This is a genomic window from Chromohalobacter nigrandesensis, from assembly GCF_023061285.1.
Classification (GTDB): Bacteria; Pseudomonadota; Gammaproteobacteria; order Pseudomonadales; family Halomonadaceae; genus Chromohalobacter; species Chromohalobacter nigrandesensis.
The window spans coordinates 187,156-211,244 of sequence record NZ_JAKGAM010000003.1; the positions used below are offsets into that span (position 1 = coordinate 187,156).

At 63.3% G+C, this 24,089-nt stretch carries 23 protein-coding genes; 6 read left to right on the top strand and 17 right to left on the bottom strand.

Going from position 1 to position 24,089, the window contains the following annotated elements:
- Positions 1-27 precede the first annotated feature (27 nt).
- The 3 genes from L1073_RS06225 to L1073_RS06235 all read right to left on the bottom strand — a co-directional run bounded on the left by L1073_RS06225 (position 28) and on the right by L1073_RS06235 (position 2,065).
- Positions 28-387, bottom strand: coding sequence for a hypothetical protein (locus tag L1073_RS06225; protein WP_246897670.1), 360 nt, complete (start codon positions 385-387; stop codon positions 28-30).
- A gap of 94 nt (positions 388-481) precedes the next feature.
- Entirely contained in the window at positions 482-775 is a 294-nt protein-coding gene (locus L1073_RS06230) for an HU family DNA-binding protein (protein ID WP_281505999.1), read from the bottom strand.
- 129 nt (positions 776-904) lie between these two features.
- A complete protein-coding gene (locus tag L1073_RS06235) occupies positions 905-2,065 on the bottom strand; it encodes an FAD-dependent oxidoreductase (RefSeq protein WP_246897674.1) in 1,161 nt (386 codons plus the stop codon).
- 133 nt (positions 2,066-2,198) lie between these two features.
- Between L1073_RS06235 and L1073_RS06240 the strand changes: the two genes are divergently transcribed.
- The 4 genes from L1073_RS06240 (at position 2,199) to phoR (ending at position 5,864) form a co-directional block, all read left to right on the top strand.
- Positions 2,199-2,747 carry a chorismate--pyruvate lyase family protein gene (locus L1073_RS06240; protein WP_246897675.1) on the top strand — a complete coding sequence of 183 codons (549 nt, stop codon included), beginning with the start codon at positions 2,199-2,201 and terminating at the stop codon, positions 2,745-2,747.
- An 84-nt stretch (positions 2,748-2,831) separates the two neighbouring features.
- Positions 2,832-3,725, top strand: a complete 894-nt coding sequence (gene ubiA, locus L1073_RS06245; protein ID WP_246897677.1) for a 4-hydroxybenzoate octaprenyltransferase — start codon at positions 2,832-2,834, stop codon at positions 3,723-3,725.
- A gap of 124 nt (positions 3,726-3,849) precedes the next feature.
- Positions 3,850-4,539 carry a phosphate regulon transcriptional regulator PhoB gene (gene phoB / locus L1073_RS06250; protein WP_246897679.1) on the top strand — a complete coding sequence of 230 codons (690 nt, stop codon included), beginning with the start codon at positions 3,850-3,852 and terminating at the stop codon, positions 4,537-4,539.
- A 5-nt stretch (positions 4,540-4,544) separates the two neighbouring features.
- Positions 4,545-5,864, top strand: coding sequence for a phosphate regulon sensor histidine kinase PhoR (gene phoR, locus L1073_RS06255; protein ID WP_246897681.1), 1,320 nt, complete (start codon positions 4,545-4,547; stop codon positions 5,862-5,864).
- 30 nt (positions 5,865-5,894) lie between these two features.
- On the opposite strand, the gene fhuF (L1073_RS17185) is transcribed toward phoR, so the two are convergent.
- From fhuF (L1073_RS17185) to cysZ, 7 genes are all read right to left on the bottom strand, one after another.
- The gene (gene fhuF, locus L1073_RS17185) at positions 5,895-6,104 is read right to left on the bottom strand and encodes a siderophore-iron reductase FhuF (protein ID WP_281506000.1); all 210 of its coding nucleotides are present in this window, start codon (positions 6,102-6,104) and stop codon (positions 5,895-5,897) included.
- Entirely contained in the window at positions 6,040-6,654 is a 615-nt protein-coding gene (gene fhuF / locus L1073_RS17190; protein WP_281506001.1) for a siderophore-iron reductase FhuF, read from the bottom strand. Before fhuF (L1073_RS17190) ends, fhuF (L1073_RS17185) begins: the two co-directional genes overlap by 65 nt.
- Positions 6,655-6,748: 94 nt before the next feature.
- The gene (locus tag L1073_RS06265; RefSeq protein ID WP_486187679.1) at positions 6,749-8,869 is read right to left on the bottom strand and encodes a TonB-dependent siderophore receptor; all 2,121 of its coding nucleotides are present in this window, start codon (positions 8,867-8,869) and stop codon (positions 6,749-6,751) included.
- 157 nt (positions 8,870-9,026) lie between these two features.
- Positions 9,027-10,046 carry a helix-turn-helix transcriptional regulator gene (locus L1073_RS06270; protein ID WP_246897683.1) on the bottom strand — a complete coding sequence of 340 codons (1,020 nt, stop codon included), beginning with the start codon at positions 10,044-10,046 and terminating at the stop codon, positions 9,027-9,029.
- Positions 10,047-10,064: 18 nt separating this feature from the next.
- On the bottom strand, positions 10,065-10,676 hold the full coding sequence (locus L1073_RS06275) for a superoxide dismutase (RefSeq protein ID WP_246897685.1): 612 nt from the start codon (positions 10,674-10,676) through the stop codon (positions 10,065-10,067).
- A gap of 130 nt (positions 10,677-10,806) precedes the next feature.
- On the bottom strand, positions 10,807-11,733 hold the full coding sequence (locus L1073_RS06280; RefSeq protein WP_246897686.1) for a ZIP family metal transporter: 927 nt from the start codon (positions 11,731-11,733) through the stop codon (positions 10,807-10,809).
- Positions 11,734-11,761: 28 nt separating this feature from the next.
- On the bottom strand, positions 11,762-12,490 hold the full coding sequence (gene cysZ, locus L1073_RS06285) for a sulfate transporter CysZ (RefSeq protein WP_246897688.1): 729 nt from the start codon (positions 12,488-12,490) through the stop codon (positions 11,762-11,764).
- A 302-nt stretch (positions 12,491-12,792) separates the two neighbouring features.
- Here cysZ and L1073_RS06290 point away from each other — a divergent pair, with 302 nt between their 5' ends.
- Positions 12,793-14,667 (top strand): bifunctional diguanylate cyclase/phosphodiesterase, encoded by a 1,875-nt coding sequence (locus L1073_RS06290; protein ID WP_246897690.1) that lies wholly within the window; start codon positions 12,793-12,795, stop codon positions 14,665-14,667.
- On the opposite strand, the gene phoU is transcribed toward L1073_RS06290, so the two are convergent.
- From phoU to L1073_RS06315, 5 genes are all read right to left on the bottom strand, one after another.
- Positions 14,625-15,344 carry a phosphate signaling complex protein PhoU gene (phoU, locus tag L1073_RS06295; protein ID WP_246897692.1) on the bottom strand — a complete coding sequence of 240 codons (720 nt, stop codon included), beginning with the start codon at positions 15,342-15,344 and terminating at the stop codon, positions 14,625-14,627. The two genes, L1073_RS06290 and phoU, sit on opposite strands and share 43 nt — an antisense overlap.
- Before the next feature lie 32 nt (positions 15,345-15,376).
- Positions 15,377-16,150, bottom strand: a complete 774-nt coding sequence (gene pstB, locus L1073_RS06300; protein WP_246897845.1) for a phosphate ABC transporter ATP-binding protein PstB — start codon at positions 16,148-16,150, stop codon at positions 15,377-15,379.
- Between the two features lie 65 nt (positions 16,151-16,215).
- Positions 16,216-17,592: a phosphate ABC transporter permease PstA gene (pstA, locus tag L1073_RS06305; protein WP_246897693.1), complete on the bottom strand. Its 1,377-nt coding sequence runs from the start codon at positions 17,590-17,592 to the stop codon at positions 16,216-16,218.
- Positions 17,589-19,715 carry an ABC transporter permease subunit gene (locus L1073_RS06310; RefSeq protein ID WP_246897695.1) on the bottom strand — a complete coding sequence of 709 codons (2,127 nt, stop codon included), beginning with the start codon at positions 19,713-19,715 and terminating at the stop codon, positions 17,589-17,591. The genes pstA and L1073_RS06310 overlap by 4 nt, the downstream gene beginning before the upstream one ends.
- Before the next feature lie 56 nt (positions 19,716-19,771).
- Positions 19,772-20,710: a PstS family phosphate ABC transporter substrate-binding protein gene (locus L1073_RS06315; protein ID WP_246897847.1), complete on the bottom strand. Its 939-nt coding sequence runs from the start codon at positions 20,708-20,710 to the stop codon at positions 19,772-19,774.
- A gap of 233 nt (positions 20,711-20,943) precedes the next feature.
- Between L1073_RS06315 and L1073_RS06320 the strand changes: the two genes are divergently transcribed.
- Positions 20,944-21,348 carry an acyl-CoA thioesterase gene (locus L1073_RS06320; RefSeq protein WP_246897697.1) on the top strand — a complete coding sequence of 135 codons (405 nt, stop codon included), beginning with the start codon at positions 20,944-20,946 and terminating at the stop codon, positions 21,346-21,348.
- Between the two features lie 18 nt (positions 21,349-21,366).
- On the opposite strand, the gene L1073_RS06325 is transcribed toward L1073_RS06320, so the two are convergent.
- A complete protein-coding gene (locus L1073_RS06325; RefSeq protein WP_246897699.1) occupies positions 21,367-21,822 on the bottom strand; it encodes a phosphate-starvation-inducible PsiE family protein in 456 nt (151 codons plus the stop codon).
- Between the two features lie 31 nt (positions 21,823-21,853).
- Positions 21,854-24,073: a DNA helicase II gene (uvrD, locus tag L1073_RS06330; RefSeq protein ID WP_246897701.1), complete on the bottom strand. Its 2,220-nt coding sequence runs from the start codon at positions 24,071-24,073 to the stop codon at positions 21,854-21,856.
- Positions 24,074-24,089: the final 16 nt, after the last annotated feature.

The following is a 24,089-nucleotide window of genomic DNA, read 5'->3' on the forward strand; positions in this document are numbered from 1 at the left end:
GGGGCGACTTCCGTCGTGCTGCGGATGTTAGCGCAGATGCTTGAGCAGACCTTGCAGGCGCTCCAGGTCGCGCGAGTCGCCGACCAGACGCAGACGACCGCTTTGTAAACCGTCGAAGAACGCACGCGCTGTGGGGCGCTTGAGAAACGCCACGCCGGCATGGGCATCGCGAAAGCGCAGTTCCAGATCGAGATCGATGGGCAGACCCGGCGCATCCTCGATGGACTCGGGGCGCATACGGTAATGGCGTGCGAGGCTGAGGTCCTCGGTGGCGACGCCCCAATCGAAGCGTTGCATGTCCGAGAGCTTCTGCTGAAAACGCGTATTGCGGCGTCGCGCACGCTTGAGCATGACACCCAATAGCCACAACATCAGACGCAATTTCATGCGCGCCTCGATATATAGAAAAAGAAGGGAAAGGAGAAGGAATTGCACGGAGCGTCGGTGAAGAACGGATGATCCGAACGCTCCGTGCCGTCACTCACTTCACGGCATCCTTGAGCGCCTTGCCGGGCTTGAATGCCACAGTCTTGCTTGCCGGAATGGTCAACGGCTTACCTGTCTGCGGATTCTTGCCGGTACGCGCGGCACGCTCGCGTACGGTGAAGGCACCGAACCCGATCAGCGAGACGTCCTGGCCCTTGGAGACGGTATCCGTGATTTCATCGAGAATGACATTAAGGACCTGACTAGCCTTGTCCTTGGAAAGATCGGCACGCTCGGCGATCGCCGCGGCGAGTTCTGGCTTGCGCATAAAGCCCTCCTGGTTTGGCAACGAATACGACACCTCTTTGATGTCGCTTGTTGTTTTTCAATGAGTGAAACGCACGCCACGCCCTCGGCGCAGCGCTGATACTACCCACCTACTGCGCCAGACCGGTACCCACCGGCAAGGCGACCTAAGCTAGGGTAGCAACGGTGGGGCGACCCGCGCCAGCTCGACTTTCCGTCGTACGCTGGCCCCTGTCAATGCAAACCCCAGCAAATGGCCGTTTTCATCCTCGGCAAGCGCGCTGAGATCGACGCCTTCACCCTCGATCCGCCAGCGCGCCGGCGCCTGGCGCGGCGGCAACGCCACCACCGGACATGACGGCGTCTTGACCAGCACCGGCCAGGCGCCGTAGGCGACCGGCGTCGGTGCCTCGGTCAGCGTTGCCGCCAGCGCCTTGGCACAGGCCTGAAGCGGCTGCACGTACATGGCGTTGAGCCCCGCCACGCAGGCGCAATCGCCCAGTGCATGGATGCCGGGCTGCGCGGTCGCCAGGTAGCGATCCGTTTGGATGCCGGCCTCGGAGATCGCGAGGCCAGCGGCTTCGGCCAGTGCGGTACGCGGCGCAAGCCCCGTGGCGATCAATACCAGATCGGCGGACAATACGTCGCCATCGTCGAGCACCAACGAGACTGCCTCATCGTCACGCCGGAGCTGCATGAGGCTACGTCCCAGGCGTAGCTCGGCGCCTGCCTTGCCCAACGCGGTCCCCAGCACCTGGCCCAGCGGCGGCGGCAGAAGACGCGCCAGCGGCGTTTGCTCGGGGGCGACGAGCGCCACGCGATGCCCTCCGGCAAGCAGGTCGTCGGCGAATTCGCAGCCCACCAGCCCGGCACCGACGATCGCCACGCGCGCGGCACCGCCATGGCGCGACAAGGCAGCCTGGAAGCGCCGATAGTCGTCGAGATCGTTGATGGTAAAGACGCGATCGCGCACGTCGTCAGACACCGTGAAGGGCGCGCTGGGTGCAGCCCCGGTGGCCAATACCAGGTCGCCGTAGGGCAGGTTTTCCGCGCCGATGGCAAGCGTCTGTGTTTGCGGGTCGATACCATCGACCCGCGTGTGTGTGCGCATCGTCATCTGGAGCGCATCGGCCACGTCGATGGGGGAGCGCATCGCCAAACGCTCGGGTGGCATGCTCTTGGCGAAGCCCGTGGACAACAGCGGTTTCGAATAGTCATCGCCACTATCGGCGGTGATCAGGGTGATGGCGCGCCGTGCATCGCGGGCACGCACCTGCCGGGCCAGGCCCAGGCCGGCCATGCCGCTGCCGACGATGATCAAAGGGTCGCTCATGGGCGCCTCGTGCTACGCATGACAGAAGGGTGACGACGCGGCGATACGACACGCGGACGTCGCAAACGCGGACGTCGCAATAGCGCATCGTACACGCATGATACACTCATATACTTTAAGCCTGATTTTACGCATGACACACAACCGTTTCAGCGTTGGCCCACACTGGCTGCCTGCCGCCGCCCAGCGCCCCCACATGAGTCCCGCCTGGTGGCGCTGGGTGGCCTCGCGCGACTCGCTGACCGCCCGCTTGTGTACCGCCAGTACGCAACCCTTTAAAGTACGGCTGCTCACCCAGGGAATCAGCCGGCCCCGACGCGACGAGGCCCGAGCGCTGGGGCTCGACCCCCGAGCCCGTATCTGGCGACGCGAGGTCATGCTGATGCTCGGCGAAACACCTTGGGTCGCGGCCCGCTCGGTGGCCCCGCTGGCGTCGCTTCATGGCGCGCGCCTGCAGTCGCTGGGAACACGTTCGCTGGGCAGTTGGCTGTTTCGCCAGCCCGGCCTCGAACGCGGCCCTATCGAGATCATTCGCGCACCAGCCCCCTCGCTTGTCACGGCGTACGGTCATGCCGCGCCGTGGGGACGGCGCTCGATCCTGCGTCTGGGCCGCACGTCGATTCTCGTCCAGGAATTCTTCCTCGACGCCATGGCCACTGACCTCGCGCTGCCATCGCGCTAAGCTGGCCGCTCACATTTCCATAGGCACGTTGCTTTTTCACAGACACGTTGCTATTTCACAGGCACGTTTTCATAGGAGAGCCCGATGTCCGCCGATTCATCCGAGGCCGCACGCCCCATGGGCCTGGCCCGTGTACCGGACTTCCTGCGCCTGACCCGCCTGAACCGGCCCATCGGCACCTGGCTTCTGATGTGGCCGACGCTGTGGGCGCTATGGCTGGCGGCCGAGGGCGTGCCCGAACGTGGCACGCTGCTGATCTTCGTCGTCGGCGTGTATGTGATGCGTGCCGCCGGCTGCGTGGTCAACGACTACGCCGATCGGCATTTCGATGGCCACGTCAAGCGCACACGTGACCGGCCACTGGCTACCGGGCGCATCTCCGAGAAGGAAGCCAAGGTCACTTTCGCGGTACTGGTAGCGATCGCCTTCGGCCTGGTCTGCCTGACTAACCTGCCCACCGTGCTGCTGTCATTCGCAGCACTGGCGCTGGCGGCCACTTACCCGTTCATGAAGCGCTATACGCACTTCCCCCAGGTGGTGCTGGGCGCGGCTTTCTCGTGGGGCATTCCCATGGCGTTCATGGCCATTCAACGCCAGGTACCGCTCGAGGCGTGGTTGCTGTTGGCCGCCAATGTCGTCTGGACGGTGGCCTACGACACCGAATACGCCATCGTCGACCGCGACGACGACCTCAAGGTGGGCATCAAGTCCACAGCGGTGTTGTTCGGCCGCGCCGATCGGCTGATCATCGGGCTGTTGCAGGCGCTGACCATCGCGCTGCTCGCCTGGGTCGGCCTGCGTCTGGCGCTTGGCGGCTTCTTCTGGCTGGGGCTGGCCGCCATGGTGGCGATCTTCGTCTACCAGCACTATTTGATTCGCCATCGCGAGCGCGATCCATGCTTCCGCGCCTTTCTCAACAATCATTGGGCCGGGCTGGTGGCCTTCGCAGGTATCGCCCTGTCGTTATGGCCTATGTGATGCTATGAGCTATAGGTAAAGAGTACGATTGTCACGAAGCTGTCACATTAGCGCGTTGTAATCGTCATGCTGATGTCATTCATGAGTGATTCGCTGCATCGCGATCCGCAAGAGGCCCACGCCCATGACCGCCAAGACCGTGCTCATCGTCGATGACGAGGCGTCCATCCGCGAAATGATCGCGGTGGCGCTGGAAATGGCCGACTACCGCGTGCTGGAAGCCGACAACGCTCAGACGGCGCATGCCATGGTAGTCGACGATCAACCCGACCTGGTGCTGCTGGACTGGATGATGCCCGGCACCAGCGGCATCGAACTGGCACGGCGTCTCAAGCGCGACACCGCCACCGCCGAGTTGCCGATCATCCTGCTCACCGCCAAGAGCGAGGAGGACAACAAGATCCAGGGGCTGGAAGCCGGTGCCGACGATTACATCACCAAGCCGTTCTCGCCGCGGGAATTGGTGGCACGCCTCAAGGCCGTGCTGCGACGCGCCACACCCACCGGGGTCGAAGACACGGTGGAAATCGACGGCTTGCGTCTCGACCCCGTAAGCCACCGGGTCAGCGCCAACGGCGAGGCGCTGGACGTGGGCCCCACCGAGTATCGGCTCCTGCAATTCTTCATGACCCATCAGGAGCGTGCCTACACCCGTAGCCAGTTGCTCGACCAGGTCTGGGGTGGCAATGTCTATGTCGAGGAGCGTACCGTCGATGTGCATATACGCCGCCTGCGCCGGGCGCTCGGCGATGATCACCAACACCTCATTCAGACGGTACGCGGCACCGGTTATCGCTTCTCCACCAAGGAGTAGCGCACGTGTACTATTGGACCAATGAACTCTGGCGTCTGGCGTATCTCGTCATCGGTCTGGGTGTCTTCGGATGGCTCTTCGGCGAACCCGGCTGGGGGCTGGCCGCCGGTCTGGGCCTCTACGTCTACCTGCACCTGCGCCACTTGCGCGCCCTGTATGTCTGGCTGACCCAGCATCCTAATGACACCCCGCCCGTGGGCGCCGGGGTCTGGGGCGACCTGTTCGACCGCCTCTACAAGTATCAGAAGATCCAGCGTCAATCGCAGGCCCGCTTGCGCGACATCATCCGTCGCGTGCAGGACTCCTGCGAGGCGATGCGCGATGCCGTGGTCATGCTCGACCGACACGGCGACCTGGAATGGTGGAACAGCGCCGCGGGCCAGATGCTCGGCTTTCAAACGCCCCATGACCGTGGCCAGCACATCACCAATTTCCTGCGCGACCCGCGCTTTGTCGCCTATTTCAATGCCCGCGATTACCGCGAACCGCTGACCCTGGCCTCGCCGCTACGCGATGACGTGACGCTGCAATACCAAATCACGCTGTTCGGCGACAACGAACGCCTGGTCATGGCGCGCGACATCTCGCGACTGCATCGTCTCGAACAGATGCGGCGCGACTTCGTGGCCAATGTGTCGCATGAGCTGCGTACCCCGCTCACCGTGTTGACCGGTTATCTCGAGACCTATATCGATCAGGCCGACCAACTGCCGCCGCGCTGGCAGCGCGGCCTCGGCCAAATGCAGGAACAGACCCAACGCATGCAGAACCTGGTCGAGGATCTACTGCTATTGTCGAAGCTGGAAACCGACCAGACCCGCGACGACCCGGCCCCGCTGGACATGGCCACGCTGCTGGAAAACATTCGCGACGACGCCACCAATCTCTGCGCTGGCAGTCATGCGATAGCCCTGGACATCCACACCACCGACCGTCTGCTGGGTGACGCAGGCGAGATGCACAGCGCCGTTTCCAACCTGGTCTTCAATGCCGTGCGTTACACCCCACCGGGGAGCACCGTCACATTGCGCTGGAAGGCCTGGAAGGAGGGTGCCGCAGTGGAGGTCGAGGACGACGGCGACGGTATCGACCCCGTGCACCTGCCACGCCTCACCGAACGCTTCTATCGCGTCGACAAGGGGCGCAGCGCCGCCAATGGCGGCACCGGGTTGGGCCTGGCCATCGTCAAGCATGTGTTGCTGCGCCACGATGCGCATCTCGATATCGACAGCCACCCCGGCCAGGGCGCGCTTTTCCGCTGTGTTTTCCCCGCCACGCGCGTGCGCGCCGTCCCCGAAGAACGGCGTGCCGTGGGTAGCGACTGAGCATTGTCAGAAAAACACCCACTCGACATATCAGCCGTTGACGACGCGCCGTGGCGGTTGGGGTTCGGCCTTCTCGCGACATGCCAACGGGCAGTTGCCGCAGTAGCCGAGTCCGGGGAGAAGATAGCGAATGCAGCAGACACGCCGCGTGCGTTCGATGTCGCCCGCGCTGTTTTCACGATAGCGAATGGGGCGAAACAGCGGGTTGCGCTTGCCATCGGCCAATTCCCGCAGAGTCATCAGACGCCCCCCCCGTATCGGCCCGCGCCTGGGCACCTGGCAAGGTGTAGAGCTGGGAGATGAGGTAGTCATAGTAATGGCCGAGGTTGCCCCACAGTGCGCGGGGCGCGATGCCGGTATGTTCGGCCATGCAGGCCATCGCCGGTCCCCAGGTATCGCGTATCAGCGGCAGAAAGCGCTCCTCGGCCTGAGTGGCGACGAGCGGTGTGCCGGTGTCTTCGACGACCAGCGCCTCGACGAGCATATCCTCGCCGAGTACCAACCCCAGCCGCGACAGTTCGAGCGGTAATTGTCGCTCCGCCAGCAGGTTATATGCCGCCCCCAGATAGGTGGTAAGCGCCAGGAAATACTTCGACCATAGCGAAATCACGGCGCGCGAATCGCCATGCTGATGCTCGGCGCCATAACGCTTGAGGATCTGCGTCATGCCGGGCTCGGAGAACACATCTCGCGCCGCCCAGGTCGTTGCGGGCGCCTGGTCCCAGGTAACCAGCTTGCGATCCATCCCTTTCAAGGGACCGGCATAGAACCGATCGAGCAACACTGACATCGAAAGCTTTCCTGTGGCGAGGCCAAGTGGCAGGCGTGGGCCAGATACCCACGCCAAAAAGCGTAAATGAAAACCACTCGCGACTCAATCGTGCCTAGAAGTCGTAGGTCAGACTCGCGCGTACATTCCGCTCCGCCCCGAAGTAGCAATATTCAAGCGAGTTGCATGACGCCACGTATTCCTTGTCGAGCACGTTGCCCACATTGAGCTGCACCTGCATGCCCGACATCCCCATCTGACTCATGTCATAGCCCAGCATGGCATCGACCAGCGTGTAGTCGGGGACTTGCTCGGTGTTGGCGCGATCCGCTTGGATATCGGCGTAGTAACGCACGCCTAGACCTGCGTCTAATCCCGCGAGCGCATCGCCCTGGAAAGCATAGTGGCCCCATAGACTCGCCTGGTGACGCGGCGCATAGATGGCGTGACTGCCTTCCTCGCTATCCACTTCGCTCTTGGTGTAGGCGATATCGGTATAGCTGTAGGCGGCCTGCAGGCGCAGCCCATCCGTCAACTGCGTGCGGGCTTCCAGCTCCAGTCCTTGCGATTCGATCTCGCCGATGGAGCGATAAGGATCGGTGGGTTGCTCCTTGGTGGCGACGTTTTCCTGCGTGATGCGGAACAGCGAGAGGCTATAGCGATCCTGGGTGCCCAGCGGCTGGTACTTGAGGCCGGTTTCCCACTGCTCGCCTTCCATGGGCTCGAGGACGTCGCCGTCGATATCCACGAAGCTGGTCGGTGTGAAGGCCGTGTTATAGCTGACGTAGGGCGCGACGCCGTTGTCGAACAGGTACAAGAGCCCCGCGCGACCGCTGAAATAGGTCTCGTCGAGGGTATCTTCTCGATTGGCCAGTTTCTGCTCGTTGGTAATCGAGACCCAGTCGTAGCGGCCCCCGAGCGTCAGGCGCCAGCGATCGAACGCCATCTGATCCTGCAGATAGGCGCCCGTCTGGATCAATTCGTGGCGTTCGTCATTGGTTACCGCGATATCCCCCACCGGGTCGGCGCCATATTGAGGATCGAAGGCGTTGAGAGAGGGAAAGGTTCCCGAGGTCCAGACCACATCGTTCTGGCGGTCCTGGTAGTCGACGCCGACCAGCAGGGTATGATCGATGAAGCCGCTGGAGAATTCGCCCTCGAGCTGATTATCGATCGTCCAGGCCTCGAGCGACTCCCGCCCCCCGGAGTAATAGCGAACCAACTCGTTGGAATCGGGCGCTGTCCATCCGAAACCGTAGACCTGGTTCAAGGTGGTGTCCGAATTCAGGTAGCGCAGCTTCTGACGCGCGGTCCAGGCGTCATTGAACCGATGCTCTAGGCTATAACCGAACATCCGCTGGGTGCGTTCGAACTTGTCGTAATCGTCTTCGCCATCGAAGAAGTTATTGCTGATCTTGCGGCCATTGTGACTTTCCACCGCCCCCTCATAAGGCACACCGGAGTGGTAACCGCCTTCCGGATCCTTTTGCAGATAGGCCATGAACGACAGCGTCGTGTCGTCGGTGACATCCCAGGTCACCGAGGGTGCGATGGCGTAGCGCTCTTCCTCGACCATGTCGAACTGGGTATCCGCGCCGCTGGCCAGACCCACCACGCGATAGGCGGCACGCCGCTCATCATCCAGCGGTCCCGTGACATCGAACGCCGCGCTGCGCTGACTGTTATTGCCCACGCCAAAGCGCAGTTGCCGGTGTGTCTCGAATTGCGGCTGCTTGCTGGTCAGCGCCACCAGGCCACCAGGTGAGGAGCGCCCGTAAAGCACTGCGGCCGGCCCTTTGACGACTTCGACGTTTTCCAGGAAATAGGGATCGATCACCATCGAGCTGTAGCCATTGGTGTCTCCCATCACCTTCAGGCCATCGAGGTAGGTATTGCTGAGACTTCCGTCCGAGAAGCCTCGCATGACCATGTAGTCGTAGCGATTGGAGGCACCGACCTGGTTGGTGTAGACCCCCGGCGTATACTGCACGGCGTCTCTGAGGGTGCGAGTGTCACGCGCATCCATCTCCTCGCGGTCGACATTGGAAACGGACTGCGGCGTTTCGATGACCGGCGTCTGTGTCTTGGTGGCGGCCTCGCCCGACACTGTCACCGTGGACAGATCCACGGCACCGCTATCATCGCTGTCGGATTGTGCCCACGTCGTCGTGGGCATGAACAATACGCCCGCCAGGCACGCGCAGGAAAACCAGTGGGGATGCAATGTGCGACTCATGAAAACGGCTCCTCGCTCTCGTCCTCGGGTCGCGGTCGACCCGTTTCTTATGGAGAGTGAGAATTATTAACTTTCAAGAGTCGTTCTGCTTATGGTCAATGCCGAAAAACCTATGCGCGACGCTGTAAGCGATCTCGCTGAGGAACTTCTGTCATCATTAAAGAGTATTCACGACCCCAGCCGAGGGTAGACGCTGATGTAACGCACGCGGCGATAGGCCGTAGCGCTGCTTGAAGGCGGTGGCGAAGTTGCTGGCATGCCGGTAGCCCACCCGTGTCGCCACGTATTGCACGCTATGACCTTCCCGGAGCAGCGCGTGGGCCATCTCAAGGCGACGTTGACGCAAGCATTCGAAGACCGACTGGGCATACGCCTGGCGAAACTTGTCACGCAACACGCTCGGGCTCATGCAGGCCAGTTGCGCCAAGGATTCGATGCTATGCGATGCCTCGGGATAGTCGTGCAAGCATTCACGCACGCGCGCCAGATGATGACGGTCACGCGATCCCAGGCGACGGTCCTGACGGGTGGAGGTGCCCCAGGCCGCCAGGCCGTGAGCCATCAATTGCAGCGCCAGCCCCTCGCCGAGCAAGGCATGCTGTGGTTCCTCCGGTGACGCATTCAGCCACTGTTCGAGCGACAGCCAGACGCCTTCGGGCAAGGACAGGCGCCACGCCTCACTGGTGGTGGTATCGAGCAATTCAGCAAGCGGTGCGGCCAAGCGTGTCGGAGCGGTGCGTGCATCGTCGAGCAACGTCAGATTGATCGCACGCAGTCGCTGGCCGCCCACGTGACGCGCACTCAACGCCTGATGACCATCATGCGTGAGCATTAGCGCTTCACGCGGTGCCAGGGTGAAATGCTGCCCAGCGTGCGACAGTTCCGCATTGCCCTCGAGCATGACGATGATCGACACATGGGCCGGCGCGTCGGCCAAGGCGTGCGTTTCATAGGTATGGTGGATCGTGAGGCGCGAACCAACGAGGCTTACCCCCATGGCGGGGCGGCATTCGTCGACCCAGCCTTCGGCCACCGGGGTGGACGCGGCGTCGTCGTGGTTCAAGGAGGGGAAGTGGTGATACAAACGATAACGGCGCTCGAAAGCGCCGAAATCTGCCATGGTCAGGCACTGGGCCGGCGCTGAGACATCGTTCGTCATGCCTGTCGCCGGGCCCATGACATACTCCCGATAGGCTTACACAGTGGCTTCGGCGTAACGACGCGCCACTTCGTCCCAATCGACGACCTCGAAGAAGGCCTTGATATACTCGGGACGCTTGTTCTGATACTTGAGGTAATAGGCGTGTTCCCACACGTCCAGCCCCAGAATCGGCGTATTGCCGTGCATCAGCGGGCTATCCTGGTTGAGCGTGTTTTCCACGACCAGACGCCCGGCAGGCGTGACGGACAGCCAAGCCCAGCCACTGCCGAAGCGCTTGACGGCGGCTTGCGTGAAGGCTTCACGGAACGCTTCGTCACCGCCCAGCTCGCTTTCGATGGCCGAGGCCAGGTCGCCCTTGGCCTTGCCTCCGCCCTGCGGCGACATGACCGTCCAGAACAGCGAATGGTTGGCGTGCCCGCCACCATTGTTGATCACTGCCTGGCGCTTGGCTTCCGGAACGCGCTCGATTTCACCCATCAGGGTTTCGACCGGCAGCGATTCGAGATCCGTGCCTTCCAGAGCAGCGTTCAGATTGTTGACGTAGGTCTGATGGTGACGGCTGTGATGGATCTCCATGGTGAGCGCATCGATATGCGGTTCCAGGGCATCATAAGCATAGGGTAACGTCGGTAGTTGATGCGCCACGACATACCTCCTTGTCAATCTATCGTCGAATGTCGAGCCTTGGTGCAACATGGCACCAACGGCACGTTGTACCTAACAATAATAGTTTTCATTGCAGGTTTGTCAATTACTTAGCTGCTTATACAGGGGGTCAGAACACCTTGTCGAGTACGAACATCAGCATGAATCCTCCCAGCACTCCGAAGGTCGCATCGCCTTCGTGTCCCTTGCGATGCGACTCGGGAATGATCTCGTGGCTGATCACGAACAACATCGCGCCGGCGGCAAAGGCCAGGCCAAAAGGCAGCAAGGCGTCCACGACATGCACCGCGAGAGCTCCGATGACCCCACCGATGGGCTCCACCAGGCCGCTCAATAACGCCGCACCCAATGCAGTCAGGCGCGAATAACCGATCGCCAGCAGCCCCAGGGAGACGATCAGCCCCTCGGGCAGATTTTGCAGGCCGATGCCCAGCGTCAGCGCCACCCCGGCGGCCATGTCGCCGCGCGCGTAACCTACGCCGACCGCCAATCCTTCGGGAAAGTTATGAATGGTGATGGCGAAGATGAACAGCCAGATACGCCGGATCTGCAAGGCATCCGCGCCGCCCTGCTTGCCCAGCGCGAAATGCTCATGGGGCACGAAACGATCCATGCCCCAGACCAGAATCCCGCCACACACGATGCCCCCGCAAACGATCGTCAGGGCCCAGCCGATGGTACCGGTGAGCGCCAGCGAGTCCTCGTAGGCTGGCATGGCCAGAGAGTAGGCCGTGGCCGCCAGCATCACACCGGCGCCGAAGCCCATCAAGGCATCTTCGAGACGCTGGCTGATGTGGCGCAACACCATGATCGGTAGCGCCCCCAGCGGCGTGAAAAGCCCGGCCACCAGACTCGCCAGCATGCCTGCCTGAAGCGGGCTCAACGTCCCTAGCCAATCGCGCATCTGGGCGCCCAGCCACCACACCAGGACCGCGCCCACGGCCGCCGCGATCAGGATGCCCAGCGCCCAGCGGCGTCGAATAAAGCCGCCGGGCGCTACGGAAGGCGCTGGCGAGGGCGCTTGCGTATCTTGCATGCGGAGTCTCCTGCCTCGTCGAGAGCGTTCAGCGTGTCACAGTCGGTAGATGGCGATAATACTGCCGCCAGAGTATCACTGCACCCGCCACGCCGCCCGGCAACAGCACCAGATTGAGCACCGGCACCCATGTCGCAAACGACATACCGAAGCCAAAGGTCAGCGTCGGCCACAATCGTGTTCGCAATCGATGTCGCATATCGCGAAAACTCACCTGGTTGTTATCCATCGGATAATCCAGGTACTGAATCGCCAGCATCCATGCCGAAAAGGCAGCCCACAAGAACGGCATGAAGATATTCACGCCGGGCACGAAACCGAACACGAACAATAGCGCCATACGCGGCAGCATGTACCCCAGCTTGACGAATTCCCGGCCCAGCGCGTCGACTCCGGCACGGAACAGTCCCCGCGTATCGCTGGGCGGCGCCCCGCTCAGGCGCCATTCCACCTTTTCGGCGAGAAAGCCATAAAACGGCGCGGCGATCAGGTTGGTCACCAGCGTGAAGGAAAAGAACACCACTAACAGCAGGCTCACCACCAGCAGCGGCCAGATCAACCATTCCAGCCAATCGAGCCAGGACGGCACCTGGAGCATCCAGTAGTCGAGCCAGCCACCGAAATGGGTGAACAAATAGCCTAGCGTGACGGCGTAGATCAGCAGATTGATCGCCACTGGCGCAATGACGAAGCGCCGCATCCCCGGCGATAGAACCAGCCGTGTACCCTGACCGATAGCGGTAAACGCATGCAGCATCGAGCTTTATTCCTTGATAGACGATAACGCGGGTCCCGCGCCACAGCATGACATGCGTCGCTCCCAGCGCCCATCTCCCATAATGGATGAGAAATGTAATACCAGTATGAGGTTCTCTCAGACTTCGTGCTAAAGAAAACGCATGACCCACTCGGCCTTTCGGCGCAACTCGGCGAATAGCGGCCAAGCGCGGCACGGCGGTATGCTAACGTGGCTACCACCGAGATGCCTGCACGGCAGCGTTAACGCGCCTCCCCGGCCTGTAGATGACGCGGCCCGGCATCGCGACAAGAGAACACCTCATGGCAAACGCCCCTGGGGTCGGCGCCCCCGATCATGGCGATGAAGCGCGCCGCCTCGACGAACTCCAACGTCTAGGCCTGATGGATACACCGCCCGAGAAGCGTTTCGACGACATCACCCGGCTGGCCGCGCGGGTCTTCGACGTGCCCATTGTGCTGATCACGCTGATCGACCGCCACCACCAGTGGTTCAAATCACGTTTCGGCATCGATGCCTGCGAGATCTCCCGCGACGACGCCTTTTGCGCGCATGCCCTGCTCGAGCGCCAGATACTGGTGATCGAGGACACCGCCAACGATCCGCGCTTTCACGCTCACCCCCTGGTCACCGACACGCCCTACATCCGCTTTTACGCCGGTGCCGTCATTCGCATGGCCTCGGGCCTGCCACTGGGCACGCTGTGCGTGATCGACCGTCGCCCAAGGCGCTTCGACGCCCAGCAGCGCGAGATATTGCTCGACTTGGCACGCCTGGTGGAAAACGAGATCGGCGACGACGTCATCACACGCCTCGAACGCGTGCGGGCCGAGATCGGCACCCAGTTCGACCCGCAAACCCGGTTGGCCACGCAACAACGCTTTCAGCAACTCATCCAGACACGCCTGGCGGCGTTACCGGAAACCGCAGGGTTCTGTGGCGTCGCCGCCATCGATCTCTACGGCATGCGCGCGGTGCGTACGCGCTTCTCGCTAGAGGCCAGCAACGAAGTGCTCATGCGTGGCATCGCGCGGGTCGAGAAAGCCCTCGATGGTTTCGTCTTCGACTTGGCACGCATCGACGATCAACGCCTCGGGGTGCTGCTCTACCGGGGAGACCCCGCGCGCATGGCCGACACCATGGCGGCGTTGGCCGAGACCTTGCGGGCGCCCTATATCGCCGCCGGCAAGAGCGTCACCGCCCCCGCACGCGTGGTCTGGGCACAGGACGCCACTCAACTCGGCCATGCCGATGACATCCTCTCCGCCCTGCAGCATACCTGCCGGCGCCTCCACAACGAGCGCGGCGACACCCTGCTGCGACTCGATACGCCCGCGCTGCTGCCACGCCTGACGCGACGCAACTTGCTGCGCCGCCGCACGGCCTCGGCACTCGCCGAAGATCGCTTCCGGCTGCACTACCAGCCGCAGGTCGCCATACACGGCTACCGAGTAAAAGGATTCGAGGCCTTGCTGCGTTGGCATGACAACGAACTGGGGCAAGTCAGCCCCCAGGATATCGTCGATATCAGCGAAGAAATCGATCTCGGCGATCAACTGGATACCTGGGTTCTGCAAACCGTCACCCAGCAACTGGCCACGTGGCGCGACCGAGGCCACGCCCTGCTACCGGTGTCCGTCAACGTGTCTCAGGAGCAGCTCGCGCGGCCCGCCTTCATCGACTTGATCGACTCACTGCTCACGCGCCACTGCCTACCCGGGCGATTGCTCAACCTGGAAGTGCTGGAGCGCTCGTTGATCGACGACCCCGAGGCCATCATCGACAGCATGCAGCGTCTCAAGCGCCGTGGCGTGGGGTTCGCCATCGATGATTTCGGCACCGGCTATTCGTCGCTTGCCTACCTCACGCGGATTCCGTTCGACACGCTCAAGATCGACAAGAGCTTCATCGACCGCATCTGCGACGATCCACGCGTAGCCTCGCTAGTGCACTCGATCGTCTCGCTGGGGCGCGATGCCGGCATGCAGGTCGTCGCCGAGGGCGTGGAAAGCATCGCCCAGGTCACGCTATTGCGCGACTTTCACTGCCATAGCATTCAGGGCCATGTCTTCTCCATCGCCCTGACGCCAACGCATGCCGAAGCGCTGTTGACGGCCGTGGCCAGAAAGCGCGCTTACTCGCCGAGCGACTCGTCCAGTTCGCCGGGCGCGGTATGACGCACGTCGAGCCCCTTGACCAGATAAATGACGTGCTCGGCCAGGTTGTCGGCATGATCGCCGACCCGCTCCAGGGCCCGCAGGATCGTCATCACGCTGAGAATGGACGTGATCGCGCGCGGATCTTCCATCATGAAGGTCACCAGCGAGCGCGTCGCCGTGGTGTATTCGTTGTCGACCGACTCATCCTCGTGCAACACCTCCAGTGCCAGGCGCGTATCGAAGCGCGCGAACGAGGTCAGCGCGTCACGCAGCATCTTGCGCACGTGCTCGCTCAGATGGCGAATCTCGACCATGCCCCGCGATTGGCGGCTCGATTCGATGAGCGCCAACGCATTGCGGGCGATCTTGTTGGCCTCGTCGCCGATGCGTTCGAGATCGGAGGTAGCACGGATGACCGCCAATACCAGGCGCAGATCGGAGGCCGCCGGCTGCCGACGTGCCAGCACCCGGGTGCATTCCTCGTCGATCTGGATTTGCATGTCGTTGACGGCGGTATCGCTATCGCGCACGCGCTCGGCGGTGCGGCTATCGCCCTCGAGCAACGCCTCGACGGCATCCTGCACCTGCTTCTCGACCAGCCCGCCCATGGCCATCAACTGGGTCTTGAGCTGCTCCAGCTCCTGATTGAACTGACGGGAAATGTGCTGACTATGCGTCTCGTTGGTAATGTCCATGACACTGCTCCGCTTGTCGTAATCGCCGCGACTCAACCCACGCGGCCGGTGATGTAGTCTTCGGTGCGCCGTAAGCGCGGATTGGTGAACAACGTATCGGTCGGGGCGTACTCGACCAGCTCGCCAGCGTGCAGAAACGCAGTATAGTCGGACACCCGCGCCGCCTGCTGCATGTTGTGGGTGACCAGAACCAGCGTCAGTTGCGACTTCAAGCCACGGATCAGTTCCTCGATCTTGAGCGTCGAGATCGGGTCCAGCGCCGAGGCCGGCTCGTCGAGCAGCAACACGTCCGGGCGCACCGCCAGGGTGCGGGCGATGACCAAGCGCTGCTGCTGCCCGCCCGACAACGTCCACGCCGAGGCGTGCAGGTCCGCCTTGACCTCCTCCCACAGCGCCGCCGACTGCAACGCCCATTCGACGATCTCATCCAGCTCGCGCTTGCGTTTGATACCCTGCAGGCGCACCCCATAGGCGACGTTTTCATAGATCGACATGGGGAACGGGTTAGGCGTCTGAAACACCATCCCCACCCGGCGGCGCAACTCGGCCACATCCACATCGCGGGCATGAATGTCCTGGCCCTCGAGGCGGATGCACCCTTGCCGCGTGACCTGGTCGTTGAGGTCATGCAATCGATTGAGGCCGCGCAGCAGCGTCGACTTGCCGCATCCCGAGGGCCCGATGAAAGCCGTCACGCGGTGACGCGGCACGCGCAGTGTCAAGTCGCGCAGTGCCGGCTTCCCCTCATAGGCGAGCGACAGGGCCTCGATGTCGAAACAACTCGACGTCGAGGGAAAATCGACCACTGCCGACGACAAGCGCTGGGTCTCGGCGGCGGAAAAAGACGCGGCGGACAAGAGTGATGAGCCTCCTACGAATGCTCCAGTGCACGGTGACGTGCCCTGAGATGATGGCGCAAGATTATTGCAGTTAGATTAAGCACCACGATGACGACGACCAACAACGTCGCCGTGGCGAACACCAGCGGCATCGCTGCCTCGGCATCGCGACTGGCGAAGCCGAGATCGAACAAGTGATAGCCTAGATGCATGAACTTGCTGTCGAGATGCAAGTACGGAAACTCCCCATCCACGGGAATTTCCGGCGCCAGCTTGGCCACGCCCACCAGCATCAGCGGCACCACCTCGCCGGCGGCACGAGCCACGGCCAGAATCACACCGGTGAGCATCGACGGCAGCGCCATGGGCACCACTACCCGACGCAGGGTCTCGAAACGCGTCGCGCCCAGCGCCAGCGAGCCTTCACGCAACGCTACGGGCACCCGCGCAAGACCTTCCTCGGTGGCCACGATCACCACCGGCAGCGTCAACAGCGCCAACGTCAGCGAGGCCCACAGCAGCCCACCGGTGCCGAAGGTCGGCGACGGCAGGCGCTCGGCGAAGAACCAGCTATCGAGGCGACCGCCCAATCCGTAGACGAACACACCCAGTCCAAAGACGCCGTAGACGATCGACGGCACCCCGGCCAGATTGCGCACCGCGATGCGTACCAGGCGCGTCAACGGCCCCTGGCGTGCCACCTCGTTGAGATACAGCGCCGCCAGCACCCCGAACGGCGTGACCACCAGCGACATCAGCATCACCATCAACAGCGTACCGAAGATCGCCGGCCATACGCCGCCTGCGGTATTGCCATCGCTCGGCGCCTCGCTGAGAAAGCGCCACACGCCATGCCCCCAGGCCGCGAGCTTGTCGCCGACATCCATGCGATTGGGCCAGGAAAGCGACGCCACCTGCGCGAAGGCCACCTCAGCCGCACGCCCCTCGACGTTGCGCAGATGCAGCGTCGTGATCTCGGCGTTCCCCGCCAAGGCCTGACGCAGGTGGCGTTCGGCCTCATCGCCTTGCAGGCGTTCACCGGCGGACGTATCCACCGCCGTCAAGCGTCCGATGAAGGGCCCCCAATCGCGACGCTCGGCATACAGCAAATCCGGTGGCGTCTCACGCGTCTCGATGGCTTGCGTCTCGATCCACTGCCATACCTGACCGTCGAGATCGCGATTGGCGGTGAAATAACGCCGTTCGCCGGCCTCGCTGTCACGCGCGATGCCGGCAATCCGCTCCCCATTGTCGAGGGTCAGTTGCTCGATATCGTCAGGCCAGAAATGCGCCAGCCCACGCGTCACGACCAGCGCCAAAAGCGCCACCACGGCCAACAGCGACAACGCCACGCAGGCCCCGCTCAGCCAGCGCCAGACGCCGTCGCCGGCCAATCGAGGCATCCTCATGCATCACCCCCATAGCGTCGATACCGCCGTTTGAGTCGCCAGCGCACCATTTCCGCCAGGGTATTGACGACGAAGGTGAACACGAACAGCAGCAACGCCCCAAGCAACAGCAGGCGATATTGCGTGCCGCCTACCGCTGCCTCGGGCAATTCGATGGCCAGGTTGGCGGCCAGCGAGCGCAGGCCCTCGAAGAGACTCGGCGACATCAGCGGCGTGTTGCCGGTGACCATCAGCACGATCATGGTTTCCCCTACCGCACGTCCCGCGCCGATCATGACGGCGGAGAGAATCCCCGGTGCGGCGGCGGGCAACTGCACCCGCCACAGCGTCTGCGCGCGCGTCGCGCCCAAGGCCAGGGAGCCTTCCGCCAGGGGGCGGGGCACGCCGGAAAGCGCTTCCTCGGCCAATGAATACAACGTGGGAATGATCGCCAATCCCATGGCCATGCCGACGATCAGCGCATTGCGTTGCGCGTAATCCCAGCCCCACTGCTGGTGCATCCAGGCGCGCAGATCGCCGCCGAACCACCAGGCCTCGAGCCACGGCGAGAGACTCAGCGCCGCCCAGCACAGTAGCGCCAGGGGCACTATCAGACCTACTCCGGCACTGATAGGGGGTAGACGCAGCTCCATACGCCGCGAAAACATCCGCCACAACCAGCCACACGCCACGCTGCCCAGCGGCACGCACACGAAAAGCGCCAGCGTTCCGGCGAGATGGCGCTCGACGAAGGGCGCCACGAACAGCCCCGCGACGAAGCCAATGACCACGCCAGGCAACGCCTCCATCAACTCGATGGCGGGCTTGAGCCGTGCGCGCTGCCGCCGCGACATGTAACAGGCACTATGCACCGCTGCCCCCAGCGCCAACGGTACGGCGAACACCATGGCCCAGGCCGCCGCCTTGAGCGTGCCCCAGGCCAGCGGCACCAGGCTGTACTGCGGCTCTTCATCGCCGGTGACAGCCGCCGCCCAGCGCCACTCGGCATCACTGTGGCCTTCATAGGTCTGCGGCATCCATAGCGTCGCCGGACTCACCGCGGCATGTGCTGCCTCGATCGCCAGCCGCTGGGGTGTGCCCGTCGCACCCAGCCACATGACCTGCGTGCCTTGCGCGTTGACCGACACGGCCGTCGGCGGCGTGGCCTCGGGTGCCTGACCGTGCCAGCGCTGGCCACTCAAGGATTGATAAAGTCCCAGCCGACCGCTGTCGTCCAGTGCCAGCCACAGGCGCTGCCGGGGTAGAGCGATCAAGCGTCGAATGGCGGCATCGCCCAGGGCCGTATAAGACGTCTCGGCCGCTTGCCAGCCCGTATCGTCGGGAGACAGTCGCCAACGATGCAGTCCGCCATTGGCATCGCCGACGATCAGCGTGCGCCCGCCCTGCAGAAAGCTCAGCGCCGTTATCGGCGCCCGGGTCTCGGTGCGTGCCAGCGATGTACCGCCGCCACCGTCAGGAGACAGCTGCCATAGCGTCAATTGCGTGCCTTGGGTCATGGCCAGGCGGCCCGCGTAGCCCAGCGCGATATGCTCGGCCGTCTCCGGTACCGCGATACGCCGCGTGGTCTCAGCGGTATGCCACAGGGCCGCCACCTCGCCTTGAGTATCGCGCCCCGCCAGTACCCAGCCCTGAGCCGCATGACGGAGTGTCAGCGCCGCCACACTACGGGCCTCGAACAGGCGCAAGGTAGCGGCCTGAGTCCAACGCAATCGTCCTTGGTCATCGCGGGGCACCAGGCGTACCTCGCCATTACTCAACCCCAGGGCTAGCGGCTGCGCCTGGCCCGCCTCGGCCACCGTCGTGATCGTGGCGCCTGCGGCCAGCGTCGCAATCTCGCCCTCGGCGTCGCGCAGTTGCCCTTCACGGGTCAACCAACGCGTGCCGTCATCGGCCAACCAGACGGCATGCATCGTGCCGTCGTCGGCAGCCGAGGGGGCGGTATCGACCTCCACTTCGGCGCCGTCGAAAAGCGGCAGCACGGCCAGCGTCAGATACACGCCGATGGCCAGCACCGCCACGACCACGCCGATACCGCTGGCGGCGATCACGCCCGTTGCCAGACGATCGAGACGCTGGCGCAGGCGGCGATTCGGGCGAGGCGGGTCAGTGGAAGGATCAGTCATCGGCGAGCCCGGCGGCGAAGCGTTGCCTTGCAATGAAGTGAAATCATCAGATTACGTCAGTTTGATGACGAATGCGTGTCACCGGCAAGGGGCGGCAATCGCAACGCGCGTCTCGCCGCCGCCAGTCGGTCCTCGGGCAAGGGCACAAACCCTTGGCGAGCCACCACCGCCTGCCCTTCGGGCGATAACACCAGATCGAAGAAGGCGCGTTCCAGGGCCGGCAAGCGCTTGTCCGGGGCCAGGTTGACGTACACAAACAAGGGGCGGGTGAGTGGATAGCGGCCGCTGACGACGTTGTCCTGCGTGGGCAGACGCGGCGTGCCCTCGTCGTCACGCAGCGCCAGCACCTTGACCATCGCGGTGGGATAACCAAGGCCAGCATAGCCGATCGCCTTGCGGGAACGGCCGACCGCCGCCACCACCGCCGAGGAGCCCGGTAGCTCGTTGATGTCGCGGCGGAAATTGCCGCCGCACAAGGCTTCTCGCTTGAACAACGCATGCGACCCGGAAGCGGTGTTGCGACCGAAACGGGCAATCGGCCGCTTAGCCCAGTCACCGTCGAGCCCTAGCGCACCCCAGCGTCGGATAGCCGGTGTTTGACTACAAAAGCGAGTGTCGGCGAACAGCGCCTCGACCTGCGCCAATGACAGCGAGGTGAGCGGATTGTCGCGATGCACGAATAGCGTCAGCGCGTCCAGTGCCACCGGCACCGCCACCGGCGGATGGCCCTGGCGGGCGATGAAGTCGGCGCGCTCGGCCTCGGTCATGGGTCGTGACATGGCACCGACACGCGTCGCCCCTTCGGCCAGTGCCGGCGGCGCAGTTCCCGAGCCAGAGGCCTGTACCTGCAAGCGCACCTGGGGATGGCGCGCGCTGAGCCGTTCGCCCCACTGCGTCATCAAGCCACCCAGCGTATCCGAGCCGACCGAGCCCAGTGTGCCGTTCAACGGCGCCGCCATCGCCATCATCGGCAACAGCAACGCTCCCAGCGTCATCGCCACGCGCCATCGCCAGTGCACTGTGCCGCATCGGCCTGTTCGCCTATTCCTTATCAACGCTCTCGCCCCCGTGGTCACGCCTGCTGCGCCGCGATACGCCTTGCCGAGCGACTGGTCGTCGAGGCCCAGCGGCGTTTACTATGAGATGGTTGCAACGGCGCGCTACTCTCAACCACAACAACGCTCGACAACCACAATGCTCGACAATAACAACCGGCAGGACCCACACCATGCATGAACTCGACGATATTCCCACCCCGCAGGGCGAGCTCACGCTCAAGCTCGTCACTCGGCGTCAGGATACCAATCTCTACGGCGACATCCCCGGCGGTTGGCTCATCGCGCAGATGGACCAGGCCGCCGAGCTCGCTGCAGGACGCCTGGCAAGCGGCCGGACCGCCACGGTCGCCACCGAGGGCATGGATTTTCTGTGCCCGGTGCGACTCGGCGCCGTGGTCAATATCTTCACCCAGGTCAGCGAGGTCGGGCGCAGCTCGATCAAGGTCGATGTCGAAGTGTGGATTCGCCCACCGCACGAGCGCAGTCCCGAAGAGCGCTACAAGGTCACCGAGGCGCGTTTCGTGATGGTGGCGCTGGACGACAACGGCCGCATACGCCCCGTCCCCGAGGCGTAAAGTGCCCATTGTGAGACGTCACGACGAGCCGTTGCCGCCACGCCTCACCAGCCAATAGCTCAGGCCCAGCGCCAGCACGGCGGCGGCCAGGGCCACGATCTTCATCGGCTCGATGGTTTCCATGTCCATGACCATGAACTTGCGGACCAGCGCCATGATCGCGATCAGCACCACGATCTCGACCTGAATGAAGCCGCCACGGCCTTCCATGGTGCGCACGATGGAGTTGTTGAACTCCATGGCGATCAGCACCGTCAAGATCATGTCGAACACCGCCTGGAAGACACGGTAATCGAACGGGTCGCGGGTCTGCACGAACAACAGTTCGATCACGTGAAAAACCAGATAATAGAGCGCCACCAATACCACACAGCCAATCGCCCCGGTAAGGACAAGCGAGACCAGCCGCTCGAAACGCTGATAGCCGGAAAGCTGCGACCACTGATCCATCAATTCGGGGAACCACTTCTTCATCGTTGCGTCTCGCTTATGTTGTGCCTGCGATTCATAACGGCGTCAGCTTGGCGAATCCCAGCACCAGCCATTTGTCGCCCTCGTCCTCGAAGCTGATGTGCACGCGGGCCCTGGCACCTTCGCCCTCGGCATTGATGATCACCCCTTCGCCGAAGACCGGATGACTGACCCGTTGCCCCAGGCTCAACGATGGTTGATCGTCGTCGCCCGCCACACTCTGCTGCTGGGAGAGCCCACGGTTGGGCCGCGAAGAAACCGGCCTCGAGACCTGGCCGCGCAGGCGCACCTCCTCGAGCAGCGACTCGGGCAGCTCATGCAAAAAGCGCGACGGCCGCGAGAAGGTTTCCTTGCCGTGCAGGCGACGTATCTCGGCATGCGTCAAGTACAGCTTGCGCATGGCGCGGGTCACGCCGACATAGCACAGCCGCCGTTCCTCCTCGAGGCGTCCCGGTTCCTCCAGCGACATCTTGTGCGGAAACAGGCCTTCCTCGACCCCGGCGATGAACACCACCGGAAACTCCAGCCCCTTGGCCGAATGCAGCGTCATCAGTTGCACGCTGTCCTCGAAGTCGGCCGCCTCGTGATCGCCGGCATTGAGCGCCGCCTCGGCCAGGAACGGCTCCAGCGCCGCCGCGCCCTCGCCGACTTCCTGCAAAGAGAAGGGATCACCCTGGGTGAAATTGCGCGCCGCATTGATCAGTTCCTCGAGGTTCTCGACACGCGCCTGGCCCTTCTCGCCCTTTTCGTTGCGGTGATGCTCGAGCAGCCCGGTGGTATGCAGGACATGTTCGATCAGCTCATGCAGCGCCATGCCGGCGGTATCGTTGTCGAGGCGCTCGATCAGTTCCGCAAACGCCGAGAGCGCACTTGCCGCGCGTCCCTTGAGCAACCCCTCACTAAGGCTATCGTGCAGGGCTTGCCATAATGACACTGACTGCATACGCGCCCGCTCACGCAGCACTTCCACGGTGCGCGTACCGATGCCGCGTGCCGGCACGTTGATCACGCGCTCCAGCGAGGCATCGTCGTCGCGCGTCAGCGTCAACCTGAGATAGGCCAGGGCGTTCTTGATCTCGAGACGCTCGTAGAAGCGTTGACCGCCGTAGATGCGATAGGGCACGCCACTGCGGATCAACGCCTCCTCGAGCACCCGTGACTGGGCGTTGGAGCGATAGAGGATCGCGATGTCATGCCGCGCGCTGCCCTTGTTCACTTCCTCGTTGAGGGTATCGACGATGAAGCGGGCCTCGTCGAGGTCGTTGAAGCCGGCATAGACCGAGATAGGCTCGCCGTGCACGCCGTCGGTCCACAGCTCCTTACCCATGCGCCCGGCGTTATGGCTGATCAGCGTGTTGGCAGCCTCGAGAATCGCGCTCGTCGAGCGATAGTTCTGCTCCAGGCGCACCGTGGTGGTCGCGGGGAATTCCTCGGCGAAGCGCCGGATGTTCTCGACCTTGGCCCCGCGCCAGCCGTAGATCGACTGGTCGTCGTCGCCGACCACGGTCATGCCCGCGCGATCGCCAGCAAGCAGCTTGAGCCAGGCGTACTGCAAGGTATTGGTATCCTGGAACTCATCGACCAGCAGATGGCCGAAACGCTCGCGGTAATGCGCCAGCAGGGACGGATTATCGCGCAGCAATTCCAGGCCACGCAGCAGCAATTCCCCGAAGTCGACCAGACCGGCGCGTTCGCAAGCCAGTTGATAGCGCTCGTAGAGATCGACCATCTGGCCCATGTAGGCATCGCCATGGGTCTGGACTTGATGGGCGCGCAGGCCCTCTTCCTTGCAGCCGCCGATGAAGTATTGCACCTGCTTGGGCGGGAAGCGCTCAGCGTCGATGCGATGGTCCTTGAGCAGGCGCTTGACCAGGCGCAGTTGATCGTCGCCGTCGATGATCTGGAAATGCTGGGGCAGGCGCGCGTCATGCCAGTGGGTGCGCAGCAGACGATGCGCAATGGAGTGGAAAGTCCCCACCCACATATTGCGCAGCGACAACCCCAGCAGCGCCTCGAGACGCGTGCGCATCTCGCGCGCCGCCTTGTTGGTGAAGGTCACGGCGAGAATCGCGTAGGGCGACAGCCCCTCGACCTGCAATAACCAGGCGATACGATGCACCAGCACGCGCGTCTTGCCCGAACCGGCACCGGCCAGTACCAACAAATTGCCCTGCGGATGGCTAACGGCCTCGCGCTGAGCAGTATTCAGCGAGTCGAGTAGCGGCGAAACGTCGCCCGGCGAAACGTCGTCCATGGATCACGTATCTTGG